The sequence below is a fragment of the Microbacterium oryzae genome (assembly GCF_009735645.1).
GTDB classification, from domain to species: Bacteria; Actinomycetota; Actinomycetes; order Actinomycetales; family Microbacteriaceae; genus Microbacterium; species Microbacterium oryzae.
In genome coordinates, this window is record NZ_CP032550.1 from 451,100 (window position 1) to 471,114 (window position 20,015).

17 protein-coding genes are annotated in these 20,015 nt (G+C 71.3%); 11 read left to right on the forward strand and 6 right to left on the reverse strand.

Translation table 11 applies throughout. The annotated features are described in order from the left end of the window. Nucleotides 1-20: 20 nt before the first annotated feature. The 6 genes from lnt (at nucleotide 21) to D7D94_RS02045 (ending at nucleotide 6,727) form a co-directional block, all read left to right on the forward strand. Nucleotides 21-1,580 carry an apolipoprotein N-acyltransferase gene (lnt, locus tag D7D94_RS02020; protein ID WP_156240990.1) on the forward strand — a complete coding sequence of 520 codons (1,560 nt, stop codon included), beginning with the start codon at nucleotides 21-23 and terminating at the stop codon, nucleotides 1,578-1,580. Between the two features lie 10 nt (nucleotides 1,581-1,590). Next, nucleotides 1,591-1,812 (forward strand): SPOR domain-containing protein, encoded by a 222-nt coding sequence (locus D7D94_RS02025; protein WP_156240991.1) that lies wholly within the window; start codon nucleotides 1,591-1,593, stop codon nucleotides 1,810-1,812. Nucleotides 1,813-1,853: 41 nt separating this feature from the next. Then, a complete protein-coding gene (locus D7D94_RS02030; RefSeq protein WP_156240992.1) occupies nucleotides 1,854-3,191 on the forward strand; it encodes a glutamine synthetase family protein in 1,338 nt (445 codons plus the stop codon). An 8-nt stretch (nucleotides 3,192-3,199) separates the two neighbouring features. After that, nucleotides 3,200-6,199 (forward strand): bifunctional [glutamine synthetase] adenylyltransferase/[glutamine synthetase]-adenylyl-L-tyrosine phosphorylase, encoded by a 3,000-nt coding sequence (locus D7D94_RS02035; protein ID WP_156240993.1) that lies wholly within the window; start codon nucleotides 3,200-3,202, stop codon nucleotides 6,197-6,199. A gap of 95 nt (nucleotides 6,200-6,294) precedes the next feature. Then, nucleotides 6,295-6,444 (forward strand): hypothetical protein, encoded by a 150-nt coding sequence (locus tag D7D94_RS02040; protein ID WP_156240994.1) that lies wholly within the window; start codon nucleotides 6,295-6,297, stop codon nucleotides 6,442-6,444. A 64-nt stretch (nucleotides 6,445-6,508) separates the two neighbouring features. Next, entirely contained in the window at nucleotides 6,509-6,727 is a 219-nt protein-coding gene (locus tag D7D94_RS02045) for a DUF3263 domain-containing protein (protein ID WP_156240995.1), read from the forward strand. 58 nt (nucleotides 6,728-6,785) lie between these two features. Here the strand turns inward: D7D94_RS02045 and glnA are convergent, their stop codons facing one another. After that, complete coding sequence (gene glnA, locus D7D94_RS02050; RefSeq protein ID WP_156240996.1) at nucleotides 6,786-8,210, reverse strand: type I glutamate--ammonia ligase; 1,425 nt, start codon at nucleotides 8,208-8,210, stop codon at nucleotides 6,786-6,788. Between the two features lie 134 nt (nucleotides 8,211-8,344). Between glnA and D7D94_RS02055 the strand changes: the two genes are divergently transcribed. Further along, nucleotides 8,345-8,776: an RDD family protein gene (locus D7D94_RS02055; RefSeq protein WP_156240997.1), complete on the forward strand. Its 432-nt coding sequence runs from the start codon at nucleotides 8,345-8,347 to the stop codon at nucleotides 8,774-8,776. Between the two features lie 59 nt (nucleotides 8,777-8,835). On the opposite strand, the gene D7D94_RS02060 is transcribed toward D7D94_RS02055, so the two are convergent. After that, the gene (locus D7D94_RS02060) at nucleotides 8,836-9,540 is read right to left on the reverse strand and encodes a DUF4191 family protein (RefSeq protein ID WP_156240998.1); all 705 of its coding nucleotides are present in this window, start codon (nucleotides 9,538-9,540) and stop codon (nucleotides 8,836-8,838) included. Nucleotides 9,541-9,673: 133 nt separating this feature from the next. Here D7D94_RS02060 and D7D94_RS02065 point away from each other — a divergent pair, with 133 nt between their 5' ends. Then, nucleotides 9,674-10,945 carry a hypothetical protein gene (locus D7D94_RS02065; RefSeq protein WP_156240999.1) on the forward strand — a complete coding sequence of 424 codons (1,272 nt, stop codon included), beginning with the start codon at nucleotides 9,674-9,676 and terminating at the stop codon, nucleotides 10,943-10,945. 45 nt (nucleotides 10,946-10,990) lie between these two features. On the opposite strand, the gene sucB is transcribed toward D7D94_RS02065, so the two are convergent. From sucB to D7D94_RS02080, 3 genes are all read right to left on the reverse strand, one after another. Then, entirely contained in the window at nucleotides 10,991-12,793 is a 1,803-nt protein-coding gene (gene sucB / locus D7D94_RS02070; RefSeq protein ID WP_156241000.1) for a 2-oxoglutarate dehydrogenase, E2 component, dihydrolipoamide succinyltransferase, read from the reverse strand. A gap of 66 nt (nucleotides 12,794-12,859) precedes the next feature. Further along, nucleotides 12,860-14,233, reverse strand: coding sequence for a dihydrolipoyl dehydrogenase (lpdA, locus tag D7D94_RS02075; protein ID WP_156241001.1), 1,374 nt, complete (start codon nucleotides 14,231-14,233; stop codon nucleotides 12,860-12,862). Beyond that, nucleotides 14,230-15,717 (reverse strand): leucyl aminopeptidase, encoded by a 1,488-nt coding sequence (locus D7D94_RS02080; protein WP_156241002.1) that lies wholly within the window; start codon nucleotides 15,715-15,717, stop codon nucleotides 14,230-14,232. Before D7D94_RS02080 ends, lpdA begins: the two co-directional genes overlap by 4 nt. Before the next feature lie 77 nt (nucleotides 15,718-15,794). Here D7D94_RS02080 and D7D94_RS02085 point away from each other — a divergent pair, with 77 nt between their 5' ends. The 3 genes from D7D94_RS02085 to D7D94_RS02095 all read left to right on the forward strand — a co-directional run bounded on the left by D7D94_RS02085 (nucleotide 15,795) and on the right by D7D94_RS02095 (nucleotide 18,921). Continuing rightward, on the forward strand, nucleotides 15,795-16,730 hold the full coding sequence (locus D7D94_RS02085; protein ID WP_156241003.1) for a proteasome assembly chaperone family protein: 936 nt from the start codon (nucleotides 15,795-15,797) through the stop codon (nucleotides 16,728-16,730). Between the two features lie 209 nt (nucleotides 16,731-16,939). Next, nucleotides 16,940-18,226 carry an RNA polymerase sigma factor gene (locus D7D94_RS02090; RefSeq protein WP_246171844.1) on the forward strand — a complete coding sequence of 429 codons (1,287 nt, stop codon included), beginning with the start codon at nucleotides 16,940-16,942 and terminating at the stop codon, nucleotides 18,224-18,226. Further along, the gene (locus D7D94_RS02095; protein WP_156241005.1) at nucleotides 18,223-18,921 is read left to right on the forward strand and encodes a coenzyme F420-0:L-glutamate ligase; all 699 of its coding nucleotides are present in this window, start codon (nucleotides 18,223-18,225) and stop codon (nucleotides 18,919-18,921) included. Before D7D94_RS02090 ends, D7D94_RS02095 begins: the two co-directional genes overlap by 4 nt. A 61-nt stretch (nucleotides 18,922-18,982) precedes the next feature. Here the strand turns inward: D7D94_RS02095 and D7D94_RS02100 are convergent, their stop codons facing one another. Further along, nucleotides 18,983-20,005, reverse strand: a complete 1,023-nt coding sequence (locus D7D94_RS02100) for a sugar-transfer associated ATP-grasp domain-containing protein (RefSeq protein WP_156241006.1) — start codon at nucleotides 20,003-20,005, stop codon at nucleotides 18,983-18,985. Between the last annotated feature and the right edge of the window lie 10 nt (nucleotides 20,006-20,015).

Genomic DNA, 20,015 nt, shown 5'->3' on the forward strand with positions numbered 1-20,015 from the left:
CCGGCAATAGGCTGGTGCCCATGCCCGTCCGCCCGCTGCTGCCGCTGTGGGGAGCCCTTCTCGCGGCGGCTGTGGGCGGGGTGGCGCTCGACGCATCGTTCCCGTCTCTCGGGATCTGGCCGCTGGCGTTCCCGGCCGTCGCGCTCTCGCTCGTGAGCCTCATCGGCCGGAGCGCGTGGTCGGCGTTCCTCGTCGGCGTCGTGTTCGCCGCCGCGTTCTACTTCCCGCACATCTCCTGGGCGGACACGTTCCTCGGCGACGACCCGTTCGCGTGGGCGCCTTGGGTGGCGCTGGCGTCGGTGGAGTCTCTGCTCCACGGGGCAGGGGCGGTCCTCATCGCGCTCGCCTACCGGTGGATTCCCCGCGCCCGCGACACCACGGCCATCCGCGCCCTCGTGCTGCCGGCCGTCGTGGCCGCGATCTGGACCTGGCGGGAGACCACCCTCGGATCCTGGCCGTACGGCGGCTTCGCGTGGGGCCGCATCGCCATGACCCAGTCGGAGAGCCCGCTGGCCCGGGTGACGTCGTGGGTCGGGGTGAGCGGCCTGACATTCCTCATGGTGCTCCTGTGCGCGCTGCTCGTCGAGGCCGTGCGCCTCGCCGCCCGCACGCCGGCCGCGCGTCGGGCGTGGCTCGTGGTGGCGCCCGTCCTGACGGCGGTGGTGCTCCTCGTGGTGCCGCAGTTCCCCACGGCGCCCGTCGGCTCGATCTCGGTCGGCGCCGTGCAGGGGAACGGCCCGGCCGCCTACATGGACGCGCGCGCGCCGTTCGACGTCCTGAACGCGCAGATCGCCGCGTCCGCTCCGCTGCGCGAGCAGGACGTCGACGTCGTGCTGTGGCCGGAGGGCGGCGTCGACAGCGACCCGCTCTACAACACCGGCACCGCGCGCGTTCTGGACGAGCTCGTCGACGCGTACGGGGCGCCGCTCCTCATGAACGCGGCCTCCGCGCGCGGCGGCGACCCGACCTCGCCCGAGGTGCCGATCTACAACACGTCGATGCTGTGGACGGGGGACGGGGAGCCGCAGCTGCACTCGAAGCGGCACCCGGTGCCGTTCGGGGAGTACGTGCCCGATCGCCCCTTCTTCGAGGCGCTCGCGCCCGACCTCATCGGGCTCATCCAGCGCGAGTACACACCGGGCGACGACTCGCCGGTGTTCGAGGTGGGCGCCGCGCGGATCGGTCTTGCGATCTGCTTCGACGTGATCTCGGATGGCCTCATCGGCGAGGGGATCGGCGACGGCGCGCAGGTGTTCATGTTCCAGACGAACAACGCCGACTTCCGCGGGTCCGACGAGAATCTGCAGCAGCTCGCGTTCGCCCGCATGCGCGCGATCGAGACCGGGCGCAGCGTCGTGAACCTCTCCACGACCGGCACCAGCCAGATCATCGCCGCCGACGGCGCCACCCTCGACGCGCTGCCGATCGACGAGGCGGGCTTGATGGTCGCCGACGTGGAGCTGCGCGATGGGACGACGCCGGGCGTCGCGATCGCGCCGGCGGTCGACGCGGCGATGCTCCTCGGCCTCGTCGCCCTCGTCCTCGCCGGGGTCCTGGCCCCTCGTCGCGGCCGCGCCTAGGATCGATGCCATGAGCGACGACCCGGAGAAGAAGTACTGGTACAACCTGCGCACGGGCGAGGTCGAGTTCGGTCTGGTCTCGCCGTCGGTCGACCGCGCGGGGCCCTTCGACACCGCCGAGGAGGCCGCGCAGGCGCCCGAGGTGATGCGCGCCCGGTCGCGCGCGTGGGCCGAGGAGGAGGCGCGCGAGGACGGTTGGTCGCAGACCGGCTCGCGGGGCGCCGACCAGTAGTCTGAGAGCGCGCGTCGCAAGCGGACGCCGGAGAGGATCCGATGGACAAGCAGAGGGACTTCGTGCTCCGCACGATCGAGGAGCGCGGCGTGAAGTTCGTGCGCCTGTGGTTCACCGACGTGCTCGGCACCCTCAAGTCGGTGGCGATCGCGCCGGCCGAGGTCGAGGGGGCCTTCAGCGAGGGCATCGGGTTCGACGGCTCCGCGATCGAGGGACTCACCCGGTCCTACGAATCGGACCTCCTGGCCATCCCCGACCCGTCGACCTTCCAGATCCTGCCGTGGCGCGGCGAGGTCGACCCGACCGCGCGCATGTTCTGCGACATCACCACGCCGGATGGCCAGCCCGCGCCGGCCGAGCCCCGCAACGTGCTGAAGCGGACGCTGGCGAAGGCGGCCGACGCCGGCTTCACCTTCTACACGCACCCGGAGATCGAGTTCTACCTGCTGAAGTCGCGGAAGTTCGGCGCCGAGGGGCCGGAGCCCGTCGACCGCGCCGGCTACTTCGACAACGTGCCGGGCGGCACCGCGCACGACTTCCGCCGCCGCGCCGTGCGCATGCTCGAGGACCTCGGCATCTCGGTCGAGTACAGCCACCACGAGGCCGGGCCCGGGCAGAACGAGATCGACCTGCGCTATGCGGACGCCCTCACGATGGCGGACAACATCATGACCTTCCGCACCGTGGTCAAGGAGGTCGCGATCGAGGAGGGCGTGCACGCGACCTTCATGCCGAAGCCGCTCGCGCAGGAGCCCGGCAGCGGCATGCACACGCACATGTCGCTCTTCGAGGGCGATGTGAACGCGTTCTTCGAGGAGGGCGCCCAGTACCAGCTCTCCCGCGTCGGCCGGCAGTTCATCGCGGGGCTGATGCGCCACGCGAACGAGATCTCGCTCGTCACCAACCAGTTCGTCAACTCCTACAAGCGGCTGTGGGGCGGCGACGAGGCCCCGAGCTACGTGACCTGGGGCCACAACAACCGGTCGGCGCTCATCCGCGTGCCGCTGTACAAGCCCGGCAAGGGCGGCTCGGCGCGCATCGAGTACCGCGCGATCGACTCCGCGGCCAACCCGTACCTCGCCTACTCGCTCATGCTCGCCGCCGGCCTGAAGGGCATCCAGGAGGAGTACGAGCTCGCGCCCGAGGCCGAGGACAACGTGTGGGCGCTCTCCAGCGCCGAGCGCCGTGCGCTGGGTTACCGGCCGCTGCCGACGAGCATGTACGACGCCATCCAGCTCATGGAGGACAGCGAGCTCGTCGCCGAGACGCTCGGCGAGCAGGTGTTCCGCTACGTGCTCGCGAACAAGCGGCGGGAGTACGACGCGTACCGGGCGCAGGTGACGCAGTACGAGCTGACGTCGACGCTCGACGTCATCTGACGCGCGCGATGACGACGGGAAGCCGCGCATCGGGCCTCACGGGCCTCGCTCGGATCGGCTTCAGCTCGCTCTCGCGCGCCGACGCGGAGCTCGACGAGCTCTCGGAGCTCGTCGGCATCGCGCGCGACGCGCTTCTCGTCGAGGCCCCGCGCGCCGCCGATCCGACCGAGGCGCTCGACGGCCTGCTGCGGATCGCGCGGCGGGACCCGGAGAATGCGGGCGCCGTCCTCCGCGACGAGCGTGGGCGCGCGGTGATCTGGCGGCTGCTGGGCGCCTCCCGCGGCTTTGCCGACTTCTACCTGCGGCGCCCCGGCTCCCTGCCGGCGCTGCTCGACGCGGGGCGCGTCCTGCCCGATGACGCGGCACTGCGCGCGGCCATCCTCGGCGCGGTCGGCGCGGAGGGCGGCTTCGCGGCCGACGCGGGGGAGTCCGCCTGGGTGGCGCTGCGCGTGGCGTACCGCGAGCAGCTCGCTCGGATCGCCGCCTACGACCTGCTGTCCGACGACCCCGTCGAGGCGGTGCGGGCGGTGTCGGCCGCGCTCGCGGATGCGGCGGGCGCCGCGCTCGAGGCCTCGCTCGCCGTCGCGCGCACGCGCGTGGCCGGGGGTGGGGCGGGCGTCTTCCCGCGTTCGGAGGTCGAGCAGACCCAGCTCGCGATCATCGGGATGGGCAAGGCCGGCGCCCGCGAGCTCAACTACGTCTCCGACGTCGACGTCATCTTCGTCGGCGGCGCGGCGCCCGATGCCGAGATCACCGAGCAGCGCGCGCTCGACATCGCGCACCGGCTCGCGGTGCAGACCACGCGCGGCATCTCGGAGATGGAAGTCGAGCCGCCGCTGTGGGAGGTCGACGCGAACCTGCGGCCGGAGGGGGCGAAGGGCGCCCTCGTCCGCACCCTCGCCTCGCACCTGACGTACTACGACCGCTGGGCGCACACGTGGGAGTTCCAGGCCCTCCTCAAGGCGCGTCCGCTCGCGGGAGATCCCGACCTCGGCGCGGCCTACGTCGCGGGAACCCAGCCGAAGGTGTGGGCGAGCGCGGGGCGCGAGAGCTTCGTCGACAGCGTGCAGAGCATGCGCGAGCGGGTCATGGAGCACATCCCCGCCGACGATATGCCGAACCAGCTGAAGCTCGGCCCCGGCGGCATCCGCGATGTGGAGTTCGCGGTGCAGCTCATTCAGCTCGTCCACGGGCTCGTCGACGAGGCCATCCGTCAGCCCGCCACTCTCGATGCGCTCGACGCGCTCGTGGCGGAGGGGTACATCGGCCGCGAGGATGCGGCGACGTTCGCGCGCGACTACCGCGTGCTGCGCCTGCTCGAGCACCGCCTGCAGCTCGTCGGCCTCTCGCGCACGCACCTCATGCCCCGCACGGAGGAGGGCTTGCGCGCTCTCGCGCGGGCGAGTGGCCTCGCCGACACCGGGGAGGGCGTGCAGCGCCTGTGGGAGCGGATCAAGCGCGAGGTGCGCGAGGTGCACGTGCGGCTGTTCTACCGGCCGCTCCTGTCGGCCGTCGCGGCCCTGCCCGAGGACCAGCGCAGCCTCACCGCCGACGAGGCGCACGCGCGTCTGGCCGCGATCGGCCTGCGCGACCCCGGCGGCGCCCTCCGCCACATCCGCGCCCTGACGTCCGGGATCAGCCGGAAGGCGACCATCCAGCGTCACCTCATGCCGGTGATGCTGCACTGGTTCGCGGATGGCGCGGACCCGGATCGCGGGCTGCTCTCGTATCGCAGGGTGAGCGAGCGGCTGGGGGACACCCCGTGGTTCCTGCGGATGCTGCGCGACTCCTCCGGCGCCGCCGAGGGCCTCACGAAGATGCTGTCGAGCTCGCGGTACATCGGCGACCTCATGGAGTGGATCCCGGAGTCGGTGGCGTGGCTCGACGCCGGCGAGCGCCTGCGGCCGCGATCGGGAGACATCCTGCGCGCCGAGGCCCGGGCCATCCAGGACCGCCACGAGAGCCTCGAAAGCGCGATGACCGCGGTCCGCGCCCTGCGTCGACGCGAGATGCTGCGGACGGCCATGGGCGCCGTGCTCGGCGCCCTGACGATCGACGACGTCGGCACCGCGCTCACGACGATCACCGAGGTGACGATCCAGGCGACGCTTCGGGCCGTGCAGCGCGACGTGCTGGGGCCCGGAGACGCGTCGCTCGACTTCGCGATCATCGGGATGGGGCGCTTCGGCGGCGCGGAGCTCGGCTTCGGATCGGACGCCGATGTGCTGTACGTCTACCGCCCCGAGGGCGTCGAGCCCGGCCGCGCGGCGGAGCTGGCGAAGCGGATCGTGGCGGAGCTGCGGCGGGTGTCCGAGGACCTGCGGCTGCCGCTCGACCTCGACGCGGATCTGCGGCCGGAGGGGCGCAACGGGCCCATCGTGCGCTCGCTCGACGCCTACGCGCAGTACTACCGGCGCTGGTCGGTGTCGTGGGAGGCGCAGGCGCTGCTGCGGGCGCGCGGAGTGGCGGGCTCGCGGTCGCTCATCCGGGACTTCCTCGCCATGGCCGACGAGATCCGGTACCCCGAGCACCTCGACCTCGCGTCGACGCGCGAGATCAAGCGCATCAAGGCGCGCGTGGAGAACGAGCGCATGCCGCAGCGCATCGACCGCACGCGCCATCTCAAGCTCGGGCCGGGTGGATTGAGCGACGTGGAGTGGCTCGTGCAGCTGCTGCAGCTGGAGCACGGCCACGCGCACGCCGCCCTGCGCACGACGTCGACCCTCGAGGGTCTCGCGGCGGCGACCGCGGCGGGTCTCGTATCGGAGGCGGACGCCTCTCAGCTCGAGGCGTCGTGGCGGCTGGCCGCCCGGCTGCGGTCCGCGAACACGCTCTCCTCCGGCGTCACGAGCGACGTGCTGCCGACCGACCGGCGCGCGCTCGACGGCATCGGCCGGATTTTGGAGTACCCGCCGTACTCGGCGAACGACGTCGAGGAGGACTGGCTGCGCGCGGCACGGCGGTCGCGTCGTGTGTTCGACCGGCTCTTCTACGGCGACCCGGACTGAGCGCATCGCCGGCCGGCGAGGGCGGGAACGATACCCGCGATGTCATCTGGCGCAACCCCTGGCCGGTGACCGGCCCGCCGGTGTTTCATAGGGGCATGACTCATCACGGGAACGACTCAGGCCACCAGCAGGACGACACCGACGCCCGCGACGACTCCGCGGCCTCGACCGGCTCGGAATCGCCTCAGGAGGGCGCAGCAGCCGAGAAGGCGGCGGAGGACGCGGTCGTCAACGACAACGACTGACGGCTCGGCACCTCTGCGCCGCTCGTCCGGCGCGATGTCGGTGGTCAGCGGGAGGATGGCCGGGATGCCGAAACCGACTCCCGCACAGCTGATCGACTTCGAGAAGACCCACTGGGTCCACGACGGCGCGAAGGAGGAGGCGATCCGCCGCGTGCTCGGGCTCACGCCCGCGCGGTACTACGTCCTCCTCGCACGCGCGGTGGCGGATCTGGAGGGGATCCGCCACGACGCCCTCTGGGCCGCGCGCATCCGGCGGCGCACCGAGCGCGAGCGAGCCGCCTGACGACGAAGGCCCCTTCCCCCGCGCGCGGGGGAAGGGGCCTGTGTCGTGGAGCGCCGGGTCAGACGCCGAAGTACAGCTCGTACTCGAAGGGGTGAGGACGCTGCGCGAGCGGCTTGATCTCGTTCTCCTCCTTGTACTCGATCCAGGTGTCGATGAGCTCCTGCGTGAACACGCCGCCCTCGAGGAGGAAGGCGTGGTCCTCGCGGAGCGCGTCGAGCGAGTCCTGCAGCGAGTTGGGCACCTGCGGGATGTTGCGGGCCTCCTCGGCGGGCAGCTCGTACAGGTCCTTGTCGACCGGCTCGTGCGGCTCGATGCGGTTCTTGATGCCATCGAGACCCGCCATCAGCTGCGCGGCGAAGGCGAGGTACGGGTTGCCGGAGGCGTCAGGTGCGCGGAACTCGATGCGCTTGGCCTTCGGGTTCGAGCCCGTAATCGGGATGCGGATGGCCGCGGAGCGGTTTCCAGCCGAGTAGACGAGGTTGACGGGCGCCTCGAAGCCCTTCACCAGACGGTGGTAGCTGTTGAGCGTGGGGTTCGTGAACGCCAGCACCGAGGGGGCGTGCGCGAGCAGGCCGCCGATGTACCAGCGTGCGAGGTCGCTGAGCCCGCCGTAGCCGGTCTCGTCGTAGAACAGCGGCTTGCCGTCGGACCACAGCGACTGGTGCGTGTGCATGCCCGAGCCGTTGTCGCCGAACAGGGGCTTCGGCATGAAGGTGGCGACCTTGCCCCACTCCTCGGCGACGTTCTTGATGATGTACTTGAACTTCAGGATGGCGTCGGCCGCGTGCACCATGGTGTCGAAGCGGTAGTTGATCTCCTGCTGACCGCCGGTGCCCACCTCGTGGTGCGAGCGCTCGAGCTCGAGGCCGGCCTCGATGAGCTTCAGGCTCATGTCGTCGCGGATGTCCGCGGTCTTGTCGACGGGGGAGACGGGGAAGTAGCCGCCCTTGAAGGGGGTCTTGTTGGCGAGGTTGCCGCCCTCCTCCTTGCGTCCGGTGTTCCAGGCGCCCTCCTCGGAGTCGACCGCGAAGAAGCTCGAGTTCTCCTTCACCTCGTAGCGCACGTCGTCGAAGATGTAGAACTCCGCCTCGGGAGCGAAGAAGGCGGTGTCGGCGATGCCGGTCGAGGCGAGGTACTTCTCGGCCTTCTTGGCGACCTGACGCGGGTCCTTCGAGTAGATCTCGCCGTTGCGCGGGTTGTAGATGTCGAAGACCATGATCAGCGTCTTCGCCGCACGGAACGGGTCGAGGTAGGCGGTCGACACGTCTGGGATGAGCTGCATGTCGGACTCGTGGATGTTCGCGAACCCGCGGATCGACGACCCGTCGAAGAGCTGCCCGATGGTGAAGAACTCCTCGTCCACCGTCGAGGCCGGGATGTTGAAGTGCTGCTGCACACCGGGAAGGTCGGTGAAGCGGATGTCGAGGAACTTGACGTCCTCGTCCTTGATGAAGGCCAGCACCTCGGAGGAATCTTTGAACATCGGGGGCTCCAGTCGGGTCTCGAGTCGGGCGTCCGCGAACGGACAACGGCGCAAACATATGTCGGCGGGATTGCCCCGCCGTGTCCCTTGTGTTTCCGGCATGTTACACAGCGCAGGTCCTCTAGGCTCATCCGGTGACATCCCCCTCCCACGCCGACCACCCGGGAGCGAGCCTCGGTCTCCCCGCTGACGGTCCCGGTTCCATCGCCCAGCTCGGTCGCCGCATCCTCGGCCTCGTCATCGACTACGCCGCCGCGACGATCATCGCCACGGCGTTCTTCGGCTACGACCAGTTCGCGCTGCCGGAGGAGGCGGGCCTGACCCTGTTCGCGCCCATGATGGTCTTCGCCGTGCTCCACATCGTCTTCATCCCCATGCTCGGCGGCAGCCCCGGCCACCGGATCGCCGGCCTGCGTCTCGTCCGCGCGGACGGCGCCTGGACGGGGATCTGGCGCCCGATCGTCCGCACCATCCTGCTCGTCGTCGTCATCCCCGCGGTCGTCTGGGATGCGGATCGCCGCGGACTGCACGACCGGGTCGCCGGAACGGTCCTCGTGCGCCGCTGAGCGGCCGACACGACGAAGCCCCGCCGGAATCGGCGGGGCTTCGTCGTATCAGGGGCGTCTCAACGCGGTCGCTGCGAGCGCACCTTGGTGGGGTCGATGCCCTTGGGGATGGGAAGCGACGCGATGGACTGCGACACGGACTCGACGCGCTGGAGCACGGCCGCCATCGTCGCCCGGTCGATCGCCTTGGGCAGGGACTTGACGGTCTTCGCGAGCTGGTCGATCGGCACCTCGCCGTCGCCGTGGCCGACGTAGTACTCGTGCACCGGCACGCCGTGCGCCACGCGCTGGGCGCGCATCCGCTCGTCGCGCATGAGGCGCGTCAGGCGGCCCTTCGAGCCCTCGCCCACGACGACGATGCCACCGCGGCCGACGGCGCGGTACACCGCCTCCTGCGTCTTGGGGTTGATGCCCACGGGCATGTCCTCGCCGCGCCAGTTGCGGCCGAGCATGTTCGCCAGCACGTGGCCGGCCGCGCCGGGCATCCCGTCGAGCTTGCGGTACATCGCACGCGTGGAGAGGCGCGTCATCGTCATCATCGCCGCGAGGGCGCCGACCATGAGTCCGGTGATGCCCCAGAGGAGGATGCCCCACCACTGCGGCTGCAGGAGGAAGCCGACGACGACGCCCAGCAGGACGCCGAGCACGATGATCCCGGCCAGCAGCCATCCGATCCACGGGAAGGCCTCACGGGTGAACGTGAACAGTGACCGGATCTGCGAGAAGAAGCCCGGTCGCTTCTCGGTGGGAGTGCTGCGTGCCATGAGTACAAGACTACCGGGGCGCTCCTGTTCACGCGGCCCGACGCCGTGTGCACAGGCGAGCCGCGCGCGGCGCGTCGCGCCTCAGGACGCAGTCGCCCCGTTGCGGCTCCCGTCGGGGCGGCAGGCTGGGCGCATGAGTTGGGATGGCGTCCTCGCGGGGGAGCGGGAGATCTCCGAGTCGACGGGTGCGTACCGCCCGATCCGCCACGTCCAGCCGCCCGCCGTGCCCGTCGCGGGGGAGCTCGCGACCTGCGGAGATGACGTGGTGCAGCTCGTGCGCGCGGAGGCGCTGGACGACTGGGCGGGATGGCGCGCGGCCGGCCACGCCCACGTCCTCTCGCCGCGGGATGTCGTGCGCCTCGCCGACGGGCACGCGCTCGTGCTGCCGTGGTGCGTCGCGAAGCTGGAGGTCTGGCTGGCGGCGCGCACGGCGTCGGGCCCGCCGCTGGCGGGCGGCGAGGTCGTGACCCTGGCCGTGAGTCTGCTGCGCGGCGTGCAGGAGGCGTGGGATGGCCGCACCGGGCACGAGCAGGGGCCGATCGGGGAGTGGTGGCTCACCGACGAGGCGCGGCCGATCTTCGCGGAGCGAGCGGGGGGCGAGCAGCCGGAGGTGTCCGCGCGGCGCGTGTTGGAGGGCATCGCACGGGGGTCGGCCGACCGGGTGCTCCGCCGCGTCCTCGAGGAAGCCGTCACGGCGCTCGAGCGACCGCGCGGCCTGCATCGCGCGGTCGACGCGATCGAGGGGAGGCTCTTCGAGGCGTGCGCGCCGCGGGCGCTCGCGCTGGAGACGCGCGCGGTGGAGGACGCGGTTCCCGACGTCGAGCGAGCGGCTCTTTCATCGGATGGCACCGCACAGGCCGTCGGAACCTGGCTCGATCGACACGTGGATGCGGGGGTGGCCGCTCTCGCCGCGGGAGCGTGGGACTCCCTGGGTGGGATCCTCGCCGCGATCGGGCGGCCTCGGAGCGGCCGGCGCGCGCCTGGCTCGGCGCGATCCCGCCGCGCTCCGCTTCTCGTGGGCGCGGTGTGCGCGGGAGCCGTGCTCCTCGTCGGCGCCGTGTGGCCAGGGGAGGGAAGTGCCGAGGCGGACGCGCCGCCGGCCTCTGTCGAGCCGTCGACCTCCGAGGAGCCGACCGCGATGGCCGATGCATCCGCGCCGCCGAGCGGTCCGGCGAAGCCGACGCCGACCCCGCCGGTCACGCCGGCGGAGGAGAGTCCGGAGGAAGCCACAGCCCGTCTGGTGGAGGGCGTGGCGGCCGATGAGGTCGCGCTCGTGGACGACTTCGGCGACGTCGCGGTGACCCGCATCGCGCAGGACGCCGGGCACCGGCATGTGGTGCTCGAGCGCGTGGCCGGCGAGTGGCGCGTGCGCCAGCTCTACGAGACGGCGAAGGGGGCCGGATGAACGTCACACGTCCATCCGGCCCCCTTCGTCAGCGGGTCCGGAAGATCAGATCCCGAGGTCGGCGGCGAAGTCGGCCGCCTCCAGCCGCGTCTTGACCGCGGAGAGGAAGCGCGCGGCGTCCGCTCCATCGATCGTGCGGTGGTCGTACGAGAGCGCGAGGTAGACGTACGACCGGATGCCGATCGCCTCGACCCCGTCGACCTTCACCACGCCGGGGCGCTTGAAGACGACGCCCGTGCCGAGGATCGCGGACTGCGGCAGGAACACCACGGGGGTGTCGAACAGCGCGCCGCGCGAACCGGTGTTGGTGAGCGTGAAGGTGCCGCCGGAGAGCTCGTCGGGCTTCAGCTTGTTGTCGCGCGTGCGCGCGGCGAGGTCGGCGATCTCGTGGGCGATCTGGGCGAGGTTCTTCGACCCGGCGTCGCGCACGACCGGCGTGAGGAGGCCGCGCTCGGTGTCCACCGCGATGGACAGGTTCTCGCTCGGCGGGTACACGATGTTGTTGTCGGCGTCGACCGTCGAGTTCACGATCGGGAACGCCTGCAGCGCCTCGGCGGCCGCGAGGGCGAAGAACGGCAGGAACGACAGCTTGTCGCCGGTCTTCTCGAGGAACGAGCCCTTGACCTGGTCGCGGTAGCCCGCGAGCTTGGTCACGTCGACCTCGACCACGGTGGTGAGCTGAGCGGTCTTCTGCATCGACTCCACGGCGCGCGACGCGAGCACCTTGCGCAGGCGCGACATCGGAGCGGTGGTGCCGCGCAGCGGCGAGGGCTCGGGCTTGGCGGCGGCGGGAGCGGCAGCCGGTGCGGCCTCGGCCGGAGCGGAAGCACCCTCGGCGGCCTTCAGGACGTCCTCCTTGCGGATGCGCCCGCCGACGCCGGTTCCCTTGACGGAGGCCAGGTCGACGCCGTGCTGAGCGGCCAGCCGGCGCACGAGCGGCGTGACGTACAGCTTCTCCTCGCCGGCGGCGGGAGCCGACGGCGCGGGAGCCTGCTGCTGCGCGGGAGCGGACGGTGCGGGAGCTTGCTGCGGTGCGGGAGCCTGCTGCGGGGCAGGCGCCTGAGCCTGAACGGGCTCCTTGGCCTCGGACTCGGCGGGCGCGGCCGGCGACTGCGCGGTCTCCTCGGCCACCTCGTGCTGGGGGGCGGGCTCGGAAGCCTGCGCGGGCGCCGGCGCCTGACCCTGGGGCTGCGGCTGCGCGACCGGAGCGCCGCTGCCGACGCGGGCGAGCACGGAGCCCACCTCGACCGTCTCGTCCTCCTGGACGAGGATCTCCTGCACGGTGCCGGCGACCGGCGACGGGATCTCGGTGTCGACCTTGTCGGTGGAGATCTCGAGCAGCGGCTCGTCGACCTCGACGCTGTCGCCGACCTGCTTCAGCCAGCGGGTGACGGTGCCCTCGCTCACGCTCTCGCCGAGCTCCGGGAGGATGACGTCGGAGGCGTCGTCGCTCGCACCGGCGTCCGCGGCGGCCGCCGGAGCGGCCTCGGCGGGGGCGCTCTGCTGTGCGGGGGCGCTCTGCTCTGCGGGCGCGCTCTGCTCTGCGGGGGCGCTCTGCTGTGCGGGGGCGCTCTCGGCGGCGGGGGCGGCAGGCGCCTCGGCGGCACCCGAGCCGTCGCCCACGTGGGCGAGCTCGGCGCCGACCTCGACGGTCTCGTCCTCCTGCACGAGGATCGCCTCCAGGACGCCGCTCACGGGAGAGGGGATCTCGGTGTCGACCTTGTCGGTCGAGACCTCGAGAAGCGGCTCGTCCGCTTCGACGGTGTCGCCGACCTGCTTCAGCCAGCGGGTGACCGTACCCTCGGTGACGCTCTCGCCGAGCGCGGGGAGGACGACGGAAGTGCTCATGTCAGGAGTCTCCTTCGGAGTGTCGAATTCTTGTCTAGCTTAGTCGCGTCGCGCATGGCGACGGGCTCAGAGCGCGTGAAGCGGTTTGCCCGCGAGAGCCAGGAAGGCCTCGCCGAGTGCTTCGCTCTGCGTCGGATGCGCGTGGATGAGGGGGGCGATGTCCTCGGGGTGGGCGTCCCACGCCACGGCGAGCTGGCCCTCCGTGATGAGCTCGCTGACGCGATCGCCGATGAGGTGAACACCCAGGACCGGGCCGTTCTTGCGGCGGATCACCTTGACGAGTCCGCCTGTCCCGATGATCTCGCTGCGGGCGTTGCCCGCGAGGTTGAACTCGGCGGTCTCGATCTCGGCCTCGCCGTGCGCGGCGACCGCCTGGGCTTCGGTCACGCCGACCGAGGCCAGCTCGGGGTGGGAATACGTCACGCGCGGCACGTGCGTGTCGGGCACGGGCGCGCTGGCCATTCCCGCGATGCGCTCGGCCGCGGCGATCCCCTGCTGGAAGCTGCGGTGCGCGAGCTGGAGGCCGGGGACGATATCGCCCACGGCCCAGACGTTCGGGACGTTCGTGCGCAGCTGCTCGTCGACGACGACGAAGCCGCGCTCACGGCGCACACCGACCTCCTCGAGGCCGATGCCGTCGGTCACCGGTCCGCGGCCCACGGCGACGAGGAGCACGTCGGCGGTCAGCGTGGCGCCGCTCTCGAGCGCGACCGTGACGCCGTCGTCGTCCTGCGTCGCGGAGGCGAAGCGGACGCCGAGCGACATGCCGATGCCGCGGCGTCGGTAGGCGCGCTCGAGCCCCTTGCTCAGGGCGACGTCCTCGTTCGGCACGAGGTGGTCCAGGGCCTCGACGATGGTGACGTCGGCGCCCAGGGAACGCCACAGGCTGGCGAACTCGGCGCCGATCACGCCGCCGCCGAGGATGATCGCGCTGCGCGGCACCTCGCCGAGCTCCAGGGCGCCCTCGCTCGTGATGATCCGGCCGCCGATCTCGATCCCCGGCAGCGTCCGGCTGTACGAGCCGGTGGCGAGCACGACGTCGCGGGCGCGCAGCAGTTCGTCGCCCACGCGCACGGCGGGGCCGCTCTCGAGGCGTCCCTCGCCCGGGACGACGACGATGCCGCGCGCCTTCAGCAAGCCCTCGAGGCCCTTGTGCTTCTTCGCGACGATCCCCTCGCGGTAGGTCGCGATGCGCGCGGCATCGATGCCGACGAGGTCGGCATCGATGCCGTAGCGGGCCGCATCGCGCACGGTGTCGGCGACCTCGGCCGCGTGCAGGAGCGCCTTGGTGGGGACGCACCCGCGGTGCAGGCACGTGCCGCCGACCTTGTCCCGCTCGACGACGGCGACCGAGCGCCCGAGCTCCGCCGCGCGCAGCGCCGCGGCGTACCCTCCGCTGCCGCCGCCGAGGACGACGAGGTCGAAGGAGCGCTCGGTCATCGCACCTCACCGCCCGCGGCGACGAAGTCGATGAGCGCGCGGACGCTCGCGCCCGTGGGGCCCTTGTCGGTGAAGCCGAACGGGCTGGACGTGCTCATCGCGGACCCGGCGATGTCGAGGTGCACCCAGGGGATCCGAGCGGCGTCCTCGCCCTGGCCGCGGGGGCCGATGAAGCGCTGCAGGAAGAGCCCCGCGAACAGGGCGCCGCCCGCGCGGTTGCCGACGTTCGCGTTGCGCATGTCCGCCACGCGGGAGTCGAGCTCGTCGGCGATGTGCTCGGGCAGCGGCAGGGCCCAGGCGAGCTCGCCGGTGCGGTCGGCCGAGCGGAGGAACGCGTCGACCGCGTCGCCCTCGCCCATGACACCGGTGTGGCGGGTGCCGAGTGCGACGATCATGGCGCCGGTGAGGGTGGCGACGTCGACGATGACATCGGGGTTCTCGCGGCTCGCGGCGATGAGGCCGTCGGCGAGGACCAGCCGGCCTTCGGCGTCGGTGTTCGTGACCTCGACGGTCGTGCCGTCGGCCATCACGAGGACGTCGCCGGGTCGGATGGCGCGGCCCGACGGCATGTTGTCGGCGATGCACATCCAGCCGGTGACCCGCACCGGGAGCTCCAGCTGAGCGGCAGCGCGGACGACGGCGAGCACCTCGGCGGCTCCGGTCATGTCCTCCTGCATGCCCACCATGGAGGCGGCAGGCTTCAGCGACAGACCGCCGGTGTCGAACGTGATGCCCTTCCCGACGAGTGCGACGTGCCGTTCGGCGCCGGCGGGTGCGTAGTCGAGGCGCACGAGGCGCGGCGGCCGGTCGGAGCCCTTGCCGACGCCGAGGAGGCCGCCGAAGCCCGCATCGGCCAGCGCCTTCTCCTCCCATACGGTCACCTCGACGGGGAGGTCCTTCGTGGACTCGACCGCGCGGTCGGCGAGCTGAGCGGGGCTCTGCCACTCGGCGGGCGTCGAGACGAGGTCCTTCACGAGCGCGACGGCCTCGGCGCCGGCGCGCACGGCCGCGAGCGCCGCGTCGTCGGCTGACGCGGGAGCGCTCACGATCACGCGCGCAGCGCGACGGCGCTTGGCGACCTTCTCCGCGCTGTCGGTCTTGTACGAGTCGAACATGTATCCGCCGAGCGCGGCGCCCTCGGCGGCGGCGCGCCAGGCGTCGTCCACCTCGGCGGCGACGGCGACGCCGACGGTCTGGAATCCGGTGAGAGAGCGGATGGCGGTGCCCACGGCATCGCGGACGGCGTTCGCGTCGGCCTTCTTGCCGAGACCCACGACGGCCAGCGGCAGATCGGCGAACGCGGGCGCGTGCACCCGGGCGAACGCGTTCCGGGCTCCGGTGAAGCCGACCGCGTCGAGGGTGGGAGCGAGATCGGCCAGCTCCGCGGGGGCCCCGCCCGAGAGGTCCGGGACGGCGACGACGAGAGCCTCGGCGCCGTCGGTGGGGAACGCGGAAGGGGACAGCACGATCTCGGGGTACGGCATTCCTCCATCCTAGGTTCGTCGCGACGGGCGCCGGTCGACCCCGAGCGGTTCGTTCGCGCGACTCGTAGCATGGAGGAATGCCCGCCCCTCGAGACCTCTTCGAACGCCTCGCCGACGCACCCGTGGTTCCCGGCGGGTTGCCCCTGGTCGTTCTCCTGACGGGATTCACCGACGCCGGCGGCGCGGTCGCGGGAGCCATCGACTACATCCGCGAGGACCTGGACCCGAGACCCGTCGCGGTCTTCTCGAACGACGTGCTCCTCGACTACCGGGCGCGTCGGCCGATCGTCACGTTCGACAAGGACCACCTCACCGAGTTCCGCCCGCCGCGGCTCGAGCTCTCGCTCGTGCACGACGCGCTGGGGCAGCCGTTCCTCCTCCTCTCCGGCTACGAGCCCGATTTCGTGTGGGAGGCGTTCGCCGACGCCGTCGTGGCGTTCGCACGGGAGTTCGACGTGACCGGGCTCACATGGGTGCACGCCATCGCGATGCCCGTTCCGCACACGCGCGGTCTGGGTGTCACCGTGAGCGGCAACCGCAGCGAGCTCATCGCCGCGCAGTCGATCTGGCAGCCGCGCACGCAGGTGCCCGCGACCGCGGGCCATCTGCTGGAGTTCCGCGCGACGGAGGCCGGGATGCTGGTGGCGGGCTTCGTGCTCCTCATTCCGCACTACCTCGCGGAGACGGACTACCCCGCGGCGACGCTGTCGGCGATCGACCGCATCGCGTCGTCCACGGGGCGCGTATTCGACCTGGATGGCCTGCGCCGGGAGAACGTGGAGTACCTCGGCAAGGTCGACGAGCAGATCGTCGCGAACGACGAGCTGGGGCGCATGATCACGGGGCTCGAGGAGCGCTACGACGCCTACATCGCCAACCTCTCCGGCGGGGCCGAGCCCAGCTCGACCGGCCTGCTGCACGAGAGCGATCTGCCGAGCGCCGACGAGCTCGCCGCCGAGCTCGAGCGCTACCTCGCCACGCGCCCGAACAGCGACGAGGACAAGTCGAACTGAGCGCCTCCGAGGGAATGCCGACGGCCCCGCGGGCGTTGGCCTCTCTGACTGCAGAGCACGTCTGAGGACGGAGCTGAGGTATGAGAGAATGACTCCACGACCCATTGCCGAGTCCGTGCTGTGAAGGCACGGCACTTGACAAGGGTCTTACTAGTGCCCGAAGACAACCGAGGGCGACGCGCGCAGCGCCGTCGGTGAAAGGCGAGAACGTGACAACTGCCACGAAGGCTTCGCGGAGCACCGCGAAGAAGGACGAAGCCGCCGAGAGCGAGGTCGTCGAGGAGACGACGCAGACCGCCGCGGCGAAGAAGACGACCAAGAAGACCGCAGCGAAGGCCGCGCCGGCGAAGAAGGCGAAGGCGACCAAGAGCACGGCGAAGAAGACCTCCGACGAGGACGCCGAGACCGAGGACGACGTCGAGATCGAGGACGTCGACGAGGTCGAGGAGCCGAAGGACGACGCCAAGGGCGACGAGAAGGACGACAAGAAGCCGGTCGTGGAGCCGCTTCCGACGGGCGCCATCGTCATCAGCTCGACCGACGAGGAAGACGTCCCCGTCTACTCGACGCAGATCACCGGTGCCACGGCGGACCCGGTCAAGGACTACCTGAAGCAGATCGGCAAGGTGCCGCTCCTCAACGCCGCCGAGGAGGTCGACCTCGCCATGCGCATCGAGGCCGGCCTGTTCGCCGAGGAGAAGCTGTCGAAGATGTCGGCCGCGGAGAAGTCGAGCCAGCTCGGTCTCGACCTCCAGTGGGTCTCGCGCGACGGTCAGCGCGCCAAGAGCCACCTGCTCGGCGCGAACCTCCGACTGGTGGTCTCGCTGGCCAAGCGCTACACCGGCCGCGGCATGCAGTTCCTGGATCTCATCCAGGAGGGCAACCTCGGTCTCATCCGCGCGGTGGAGAAGTTCGACTACACCAAGGGCTTCAAGTTCTCCACGTACGCCACGTGGTGGATCCGCCAGGCGATCACCCGCGCGATGGCCGACCAGGCCCGCACCATCCGCATCCCGGTGCACATGGTCGAGGTCATCAACAAGCTCGCGCGCGTCCAGCGGCAGATGCTGCAGGACCTCGGCCGCGAGCCCACGCCCGAGGAGCTCTCCAAGGAGCTCGACATGACGCCCGAGAAGGTCGTGGAGGTGCAGAAGTACGGCCGCGAGCCGATCTCGCTGCACACCCCGCTGGGCGAGGACGGCGACAGCGAGTTCGGCGACCTCATCGAGGACACCGAGGCGGTCGTCCCGGCCGACGCGGTGGGCTTCACCATGCTGCAGCGTCAGCTGGAGAGCCTGCTCGACTCGCTCTCCGAGCGCGAGGCGGGCGTGATCCGCATGCGCTTCGGCCTCGGCGACGGCCAGCCGAAGACGCTCGACCAGATCGGCGACACGTTCGGCGTGACGCGTGAGCGCATCCGCCAGATCGAGTCCAAGACCATGGCGAAGCTGCGTCACCCGAGCCGCTCGCAGTCGCTGCGGGACTACCTCGAGTGAGCGGCGAGGCGAACGAGGGCAAGCTCCTCGAGGTCGAGGTCGACGGTGCGCGCTACCAGCGCATCCCGCTGCGCACGCGCGTGGTCATGCCGGGCGACGAGATCGACGCGATCATCGCCGAGTACGCGAAGGACGCCGTCCGACCGGGTGACCTGCTGTTCGTGACGGAGAAGATCGTCGCGATCATGCAGGGCCGCTCGTACATGATGGACGAGATCCGCCCGCGGAAGCTCGCGACGTTCCTGTCGAAGTACGTCACGAAGACCGCGTACGGCATCGGGCTCGGCATCCCCGAGACCATGGAGATGGCGCTGCGCGAGGTCGGCACGCCGCGGATCCTCTTCGCGGCGGGCGTCTCCGCCGTGACGAAGCTCCTCGGACGACGCGGTGACTTCTACCGCATCGCCGGCGACAAGGCGCGCGCCATCGACGGTCCGACGCCCGGCACCATCCCGCCGTACAACCGCGCGGTGGTGCTCGGGCCCGAGCGGCCGCGCGAGGTCGCCGCGCACGTGCGGTCGCTGCTCGGCGTGGACGCCGACGTCGCCGTCGTCGACATCAACGACATCGGCGGCAACATCCTCGGCTCGACGCTCGACAAGGCGGGAGAGAAGCGCCTCGTGCGCATCCTCCGCGACAACCCGCTCGGCCAGGGGCACCAGTCGACGCCGCTGGGGATCATCCGCGAGGTCTGACCCCGGCCATCCGGCATGAGAAAGGCGGGCTCCCCACGGGGAGCCCGCCTTTCTCATGCCCTCAGAAGCCGATGGCGCTGCGGTAGCGGGGCTTGTGGCCGGTGCGGATGCCCGTCACCGACGGCTTGTTCTCGTAGACGCCGGCGCCCCAGTTGCCCTCGACGAGCACCGGGCCGTCGGGGGAGACGACCACGTCCCAGCCGACGTACTGGACCTCGGGGACGACGCGCGCGACCTCGTCGATGAACGCGCGGACCTCCGCCATGAACGGCAGCTGGAAGTCGGCGATGGGGAAGCCGGTGTCGGGGTGCTTCTCGTGCACGTGGCCGTGCGAGTCGTACCCGGCGCCGATCGCGCGACCATTGTCGTCGAGCATCGTGTAGAAGCCGCCGAACGACATCTGGTCGCTCACCGCGCCGCGGCCGAACTTCTGCGCGATCGCGAGGATGTGGACATCCTTCTTGTCGTTGAACGCCGTGATGCGCGTGGTGTTGACGGTGCCGGGGCAGACGGCGGCGAGGTCGGCGTGCTGCACGATGAGCTGCTCGAGGAGGACCTCGTCGCGCTCCAGCAGGCCGCGGTGGAAGGCCGACCAGTCGTCGATCTCGGCTGCGTGGTAGCGGTGCACGCCGAGCCCCATGTGGCTGACGGGCACCTTCGCGACGATCGTGCCGTGCTTCTCGACGAAGGCGCGGACCGCGTCGGCGTTGCCGGCCTCGACGACCAGCCACTCGCGACGGAGGAACCGGTCGAAGCGCTTGTTGAACTCGATCTTGTTCTCGAACACCAGACGGTGGTCGGGGTGCGCGTAGCGGGCCGCGAGCTGCGCGGAGACCGGATGGGTCATGAACGTCGCGCGCTCCTCGGGGCTGAGGATCGCGAAGTCGTAGTCGACGTAGTCCTGGAAGGCGACGTCGCGGCGCGCGGCGGACCACAGCATGTCGGCGACGACGAGCGGGACGGCCTTGCCGTGCTGCTCGTGGACCTCCTTGGCGCGTTCGATCACCGAGCCGACGTCGATGCGGCGCGCGCGCTCCACGAGGTAGCGGAGCTTGGGGCCGGGGCTCAGGCGGGTCGAGGGCATGCGGGCGTCC